This window comes from Bacteroidales bacterium, from assembly GCA_014860585.1.
Lineage (GTDB): Bacteria > Bacteroidota > Bacteroidia > Bacteroidales > 4484-276 > RZYY01.
In genome coordinates this window covers 54,734-61,341 of sequence record JACZJL010000019.1, presented here as the reverse complement: position 1 = coordinate 61,341, position 6,608 = coordinate 54,734, and the positions used below count along the sequence as shown (strand labels likewise).

4 protein-coding genes and 1 tRNA gene are annotated in these 6,608 nt (G+C 41.8%); 3 read left to right on the top strand and 2 right to left on the bottom strand.

The annotated features are described in order from the left end of the window. Positions 1–2,318, bottom strand: a 2,318-nt coding sequence (locus IH598_02255; protein MBE0637325.1) for a peptidoglycan-binding protein, incomplete at its 3' end; no start/stop codon positions are given. A 179-nt stretch (positions 2,319–2,497) separates the two neighbouring features. On the opposite strand from IH598_02255, the gene IH598_02250 reads away from it, so the two are divergent. Then, positions 2,498–4,564: a hypothetical protein gene (locus IH598_02250; GenBank protein MBE0637324.1), complete on the top strand. Its 2,067-nt coding sequence runs from the start codon at positions 2,498–2,500 to the stop codon at positions 4,562–4,564. 88 nt (positions 4,565–4,652) lie between these two features. On the opposite strand, the gene IH598_02245 is transcribed toward IH598_02250, so the two are convergent. Further along, a complete protein-coding gene (locus IH598_02245; protein MBE0637323.1) occupies positions 4,653–5,048 on the bottom strand; it encodes a hypothetical protein in 396 nt (131 codons plus the stop codon). A 133-nt stretch (positions 5,049–5,181) separates the two neighbouring features. On the opposite strand from IH598_02245, the gene IH598_02240 reads away from it, so the two are divergent. Next, positions 5,182–5,254 (top strand) — tRNA-Gln (locus tag IH598_02240). A 230-nt stretch (positions 5,255–5,484) separates the two neighbouring features. After that, positions 5,485–6,573, top strand: a complete 1,089-nt coding sequence (locus IH598_02235) for a nitronate monooxygenase (GenBank protein MBE0637322.1) — start codon at positions 5,485–5,487, stop codon at positions 6,571–6,573. Positions 6,574–6,608 lie beyond the last annotated feature (35 nt).

Here is a 6,608-nt window from a genome sequence, read left to right as displayed (position 1 = left end):
AAGTTAAGTTCTTCAAAATCTTTACGAATCCATGAAATAATACCCAGGCTCTCTTTGTATTTTGAATCACTTACTATTCTTTGAATAAACTGACTCAGTTTTCTACCCGAAGTAATATCGTCAATTTCCTGTTCTTTTTCTTTCTTTTCCTGTTTTAATTGGGCGATTTCCTCCTCATATTTTCGCAGTTCCACCTGTTTCATTTCAATCAGGCGTTCTAAGTCATTTATGGCAAGATAGTTGGCTGATTTTTCCTTTTCTACAAGTTCAACATAGGTTTGTTCAAGATCCTTGAGGTTTTTATAGGCTGTATTCACTTTTCCCATCACCGGCATTAAAAACCCGACAAGTTGTGTCAGAGCAGTTACAATTAATGAGCTTTTCACTGTGACCCAGTTTAAAAAATCGAGAGATTTTCCCTGGTATTGAAGAATCAGAAAACAGCTTAAAACAAACACAGCAAAACCAACCAGAAGCGCAATGGGTTTCTTCCCTTTTCTGAACTTATAAATGATCTTCGCACTTTCGATAACCTGGTTTGTAAAAGAGCTTAATTCATTCACCCTGGTCTTAATTGACTGAATGTTTTCGGACAGTTTGTCGGGGAATATTTGATCAATTTTTTCTCGGTTCTCCTTTATCACCGGATTATTCCAGATTGCAACCGCTATGTCTCTATAACGGAGGGTATTTAATTCGCCTGCTTTTTTTTCGATTTCCCCCTCAGCCTTTGCTTTTTCATTCTCTAAAAGTTGCACTTCGACCTTTATCGAATCAATCTTTTGTTGGGCAGCTGCGACCAATCCTTTGGTTGAATTCAGATTTTTGAAAAGGTTTTTTACGGCTTCGCTGTCATCATTTTTGTGCTTCTGCAGGTCTTCAAAAATTTTGGTTATCAGACTGGCCCATAGATTCGAATCGGAATAGTGCCATGAATTGAATTTTACCTGCACCACTTCCTGACAATAAACATCCTGAAGATTTTTATCGTTGGCCAGGATATTTATTTCTTTTTCGAGTTTGTTCATGAAGAAACTTTTTCCGCTTCCCCAGTTTCCAAATAATCCAATAGCGAGCGGTGGTTCCAGTTTTTTGTAGGCCATCACCGATGCCAGGGCTTTATAATCACCCTCAAAACCCAATTCATCTTCAATGTCAAGATAAGGGGAGTCGGTATCCAGTTTTGATATGGCCGCCTTATTAAACCGTTCCCCAATAAATCCTTTGATCCCTAATTCCCTGATTTTATCAAATTCTTCTTTGCTGATAAAAACCGCCCCTTCATAGATTTTATCATTACCCAATATCCTGTTGCTACTGAGGGTCGGTAATTCTTTCAACAACCTCTCCGAAGTAATCTGGTATTTAAAAGAAGTTTCAATTATATACAGATCGGTTTCCACTTTAAAATTTTCTCCTTCGAAATCAACATTTGCTGACTTTAAAATTAAAGGCAGATTATCAACCGGCAAAGTTATGAAAGGTAAAATCCGAATTTCATCTGTAAGGTCAGATGGTAGTATGAAAGCAGCGAGTATGGATCCCCAATTCGCTCTGTCAAAATCGAAATGATCACCGTCAACTACAAATTCCCTGATCCTCTCCCACCCTATCCTGACTATAAGGAAGTTTGAACTGAAGTTACGATTGTTTAAATCTTCATTTATCACGAACTCGTACTCAGACAGACCGGGCTTGTTTTCGTTTATTGGGTTTTCATTTTCTAAAATGGTTGTTTGCTCACTTCGGGTTGTTTGCTCTTTGCCAGGTTTTGCCTGATTAGCTTTTGTGTAGGCATTGATTTTCTCAAGCAATGTCTGATAGGCTTCATCATCCAAATCTGCATCCTGAGGAAGACCAGCACTTTCCTGGAAAATCATCACAGCTTTTCTGGTCAATGGACCGTAAATACCATCAGAAACTGAATTGAAAAATCCTATCTCCTTCAAAGCATTCTGAAGCACCTGGACTTCCCTGGTTGGCTTGTCTGCATGAAATTTCTCTTGTTTTGAAGGTGTTTGTTTTGCATTTTTTGATTTGGCGGTCTTTTCTTGTACGTTGTTGAATTCTATTTCATACGTTCCGGTTAATTCAGGTTCAAATCTGACTTCAGATTGATTTGCATTTACCCTGCTCTCTTTCTTTTGGATTGGCTCAGAGAATTCCTTTTTTAGCAGTTTATACATTTCATCCGAAAGTTTTGCATTGGGATCTAAATCAACGTTGAACCCCTTTTTTTGTAAAAATTCTATTATCGTGTTATGCCCAACATTAAATTCCCGGGCAACTTTGCTAATCTTTATTGTTGGTTTTTCCATAACTGTCAGTTTTAAGATACTATGGCATAATATGTAATTAGTTTCCAAATCAGTTTCAAAGTTACTGCAATAATTTGTATTGGATAGTGGATCATTAATTCTCTTCAGGGTGTATCTTAAAAATTCCTACTTTTACCACTGAAAATTTCATTTTTAAGATTTGCTCAAAGATGATTCTCATGAAAACAATCTTTGTTACCATGCTGCTTCTCCTGTTTGGATTAAACCTTTCAGGACAGGTATCTGAAGGCATAAGTTACCAGACTATTATCCGGGATGTGAATGGCGAAGTCATGCCTAACACAAACATCAACCTGCAACTGTCCATCATAAGAGGTACGATTGACGGTGAGGTAGTTTACACCGAAACACATACCCTGCAGACGAACAGCTTTGGTATGGTCAGCCTGGTTATCGGGTCAGGGATACCACAGCGCAATACATTCAACAATATTCAATGGGGAGGATCACGGCATTATTTTCAGATCGCCATCGACTTAGACGGCAGCGAAAATTACCAGGTCATCGGAACATCGCAGTTTGTGGATGTGCCCTATGCCATCAACTCAAAATCACTGGTGCTTACCGACCCTAAGGGAAATCAATGGAATGTGGCCATTGACACATTGGGTAACCTTGTCCCGATTCTGACCGAGTGGCAATGCGGGTTTCCCTATACCGACACGCGTGACGGGAAAACTTACACAACAATCAATATTGGAGATCAGTGCTGGATGACACAAAATTTAAATGCAGGACAACTCATCAACTCTACTACATCACAAACCAACAATGGAATCATAGAGAAATTCTGCTGGGATAATCTGGAGGAGTATTGCAATACCTATGGTGGTTTGTACCAGTGGAATGAGATGATGCAATACGCCCAGGGACTGAGAATCCAGGGTATTTGCCCTCCGGAAGATGGCTGGCATCTGCCGGATGATTCCGATTGGTATGAACTTGTATATGCATTGGGAGGTGAAGGTATCTCCGGCGGTAAGATGAAATCTACCGGCACACTGGAGCAGGGCACCGGACTATGGTCGGTACCCAACCTCGGTGCTACGAATCAGAGTGGATTTAGCGGCCTTCCTGCCGGGTTCAGCAGTTATGGTGGTATTTTCCTGAACCTTTCATTCTATGCTTATTTCTGGTCTTCTGATGAATTCACAGTTCAAAATGCATGGAGCAGGGGACTGAGCTATCTGGGCACTACCGCTACCCGCTATCCAAACGACAAGGAGGCCGGTTTCTCGGTGAGATGTGTCAAAAGCCAGAGCACTCAACCTCAGATCCCAACTGTCTTAACCCTGCCAGTTTACAACATCACGACAACGCAGGCTACCGGTGGCGGAGAAGTGACCGATGATGGCAATGCTGCTGTGACTCAACGCGGGCTTTGCTGGAGGGCAGGAGCCATTCCAACGATTGAATTGAACGACGGATTGGTGATTAACGGGAGTGGACTGGGTAAATACTTCAGCGATATGACCGGGCTCGAATCTGCCACACAATATACCGTTCGGGCGTTTGCACAGAACAATGTCGGTGTCGCTTACGGGGAGTCGCTTTCTTTTACAACCGGAACCGATGGGCAACCTTGCCCGGGAATGTTCACCATCACCGACATTGAAGGCAATGTTTACAATACAGTGCTTATCGGCGAACAGTGCTGGATGAAAGAAAACATTAGAACAGGCCTGATGATTACAGGCAGCAATACACAAACCAATAATGGCTTTACCGAAAAATACTGTTACAATAACAATCCTGCCAACTGTCTTGCTTATGGTGGACTCTACCAATGGGGAGAAATGATGCAATACAATACGACTCCCGGCGTGAAGGGAATTTGCCCGCAAGGCTGGCATATTCCCAACGATGACGACTGGAAAATGCTGGAAGGCTCTGCAGATAGTGAGTATGGCTTATATCATCCGGTCTGGAATGAAACCGGGTGGCGTGGAATGGATGCAGGTAAAAACCTTAAATCCACCAGCTTATGGCAATCCAACGGAAACGGAATCAATTTATATGGATTCAGGGCAATCCCTGCAGGTTACAGAACCCAAAACGGGAGTTTTACCGGATTGGGCGCCGTAGCAGAGTTCTGGTCATCCTCCACATCGGCCGAAGGAACAGCCTGGGATCGAATGCTCAGCTATGACCAGGATAAATCAGGAAGATTTCAGTCGGATAGCAACGGAGGTAGATCTGTCAGGTGTGTGAGGGATGCAAATTAGCGTCAATAAGAATACTCCATTCGTTGAAAATCGAATTTAAAGAGTTTTCTTGCTGACATAAACTAATAAGACCAATCCATTCAAATGTTTACAAGGATATACCCAGTTCTTGCTCAAGATATTTGAAATACCAGAATAATTTCCAGTTAACTTCCACACCATAATCGATTGCAGGATCATATTCAATTTCATATTCAAAAGGTGGCCGGTACATCGCCTGGCGCACCATATTATTCCAACTGACAACGTAGCGATAATTTTTCGTACGGTAATAATCATTTTCGTGATACCAAACCGGACGACTGTTTGTTATAAACCAGGTTTCGAATCCAATATCCGAAACCAGTAATTCGTACTCTGTGCTGTCGGTCTGGGCAATTTGCAGCGAATCCTTTACGATTGCATGTGGTTCAACTCCATCTTGCGGCAAAGCATAGAGCGGGAAAAAAACGAAAATTGCGGAGATGAGTACTAAAGCTTTCATGGCAGAAAATTTTTAATCAATAACTTATCATAATTTAAACCTTCCGGCTTTATAAAACATTGCTTTATCCATTGAATAATTTGCGAAAAAAAGTTGAAATTAGAATTTAAGTTTTAATTTTGCACCGTAAAACTGCCCGATGGTGTAATTGGCAACACGTCTGACTCTGAATCAGAAAAGTCCAGGTTCGACCCCTGGTCGGGCAACTTGAAAATGAAGAACTTACAGTAGTAAAAGCTGTAAGTTCTTTTTTTATTTCATACACCATTCCACACATAAAAACGCCCCTGTGCAGTGATATTCTGACCGGGTTAACAAATATTTTCGACCTGCAAGCCAACAATAGAGCGCATTTCATCAATAATCAATATTTTATTCAATATCAATTAGTTTGAGTACTTTTACCGCGACCCTAAACCAATCAATCATGATTAATATTGAAGAACTAAAAATAGGTGGGCTTACCATACCTGTACCCATTATCCAGGGTGGTATGGGATTAGGCATTTCGATGTCTGGTCTGGCCTCAGCAGTGGCCAACGAAGGGGGAGTCGGGGTCATTTCGGCTGCCGGCCTTGGTCTTGTACATCGCAAACCGGAACTCAGTTTCCTTGAAGCCAACATCGAAGGATTAAAAACAGAGATCAGGCTTGCCAAAGAAAAAACGAAAGGAATCATAGGCGTAAACATCATGGTCGCCATGTCAAATTTTGCTGATCTGGTGACTACTGCTATTTCGGAAAAGGTGGATATCATCTTCTCCGGAGCCGGATTACCGTTGGAGTTACCAAAATTCCTGAAACCGGACAGCAACACGAAGCTCGTTCCTATCGTCTCCTCAGGCCGGGCTGCAAAGTTGATTTGTGAAAAATGGCTGTCGCTGCACAATTACCTTCCGGATGCATTTGTGGTTGAAGGACCAAAAGCCGGCGGGCATTTGGGGTTTAAAAATGAGAATATTGAAAACACGCATTACACACTAGAAGAACTTGTTCCAGAAGTGGTAAAGCAAGTCAGGTATTTTGAAGAAAAGCATAACAAGGAAATACCGGTGATAGCTGCGGGCGGTATTTATACCGGAGAAGATATCTTCAACATTATGGAAAAAGGGGCAAAAGGGGTTCAAATGGGCAGCCGGTTTGTTACTACCAAAGAGTGTGATGCTTCGATGGCATTCAAGCAAACCTACATTGATGCCGTTGAAACTGACATCAAGATTATTCAAAGTCCTGTAGGAATGCCAGGAAGAGCATTAAAAAGCGCATTTACCGACAGTGTTGAAGAAGGGAAAAAGAAACCTATCAAATGTCCGCACCATTGCATCAAAACCTGTGACGTAAACACAGCCCCTTACTGCATCATTGCTGCCTTGTATAATGCCTATAAAGGCAATATGAAAAACGGATTTGCCTTTGCCGGTACCAATGCACACCTGGCAACCAAAATCACAACCGTAAAGGAAATTTTCAGGGAATTGGTTGCTGACCTTCAGGCTGCGCTTAACCGAACAGGATTACCGGCTTAAAAAGAGGAAGTCGGTGGTTGGTCATTGAAAAATAG

What these genes read in the sequence shown, in the direction of transcription:
- IH598_02250 (MBE0637324.1), top strand. Translation starts at nt 2,498, where the DNA reads ATGAAAACAATCTTTGTTACCATGCTGCTTCTCCTGTTTGGATTAAAC.
- IH598_02245 (MBE0637323.1), bottom strand. Translation starts at nt 5,048, where the DNA reads ATGAAAGCTTTAGTACTCATCTCCGCAATTTTCGTTTTTTTCCCGCTC.